The organism is Stenotrophomonas sp. 3diitr2024 (assembly GCF_042136455.1).
Taxonomy (GTDB): domain Bacteria; phylum Pseudomonadota; class Gammaproteobacteria; order Xanthomonadales; family Xanthomonadaceae; genus Stenotrophomonas; species Stenotrophomonas sepilia.
Genome location: NZ_JBHHMJ010000034.1, coordinates 1 through 353, shown reverse-complemented (window position 1 = coordinate 353; position 353 = coordinate 1). Strand labels below are relative to the sequence as shown.

Genomic DNA, 353 nt, shown 5'->3' with positions numbered 1-353 from the left:
GATGTGGACGGCGACCGTCGCACCATCCAGGCGATGGTTGCTGGTGCGTACCAGCGCGCCCAGGTAGGCACGGGCATCGACGCGGCTGTCGGCGATGAAACATTGCGGGGCGATGCAGGCGCCGTCGCCGATCAGTGCGTTCTTCAGCGTGGCGTTGCTGATTCCGCAGTGGCTGCAGCGTGACATGGGCTATACCGCGATCTGGGCAGGCCTGGCGACCGCACCGATCGGCATCCTGCCGGTGATCACATCGGGCAGCACCTTGCCGGTGGTCAGATCCTTGAAGCGGATCGTGTACTGGCGGCGGCCGACATCATCATCGGCCCAGGCCAGCAACTGGTTGTCCTGGCTGA

At 65.2% G+C, this 353-nt stretch carries 2 pseudogenes; both read right to left on the bottom strand.

Annotated features, from left to right (window positions below):
- A pseudogene (locus ABGA94_RS00670) lies at positions 1-186 on the bottom strand (hypothetical protein); the annotation flags it as partial.
- A gap of 51 nt (positions 187-237) precedes the next feature.
- Positions 238-353: pseudogene (locus tag ABGA94_RS00665) on the bottom strand (hypothetical protein); the annotation flags it as partial.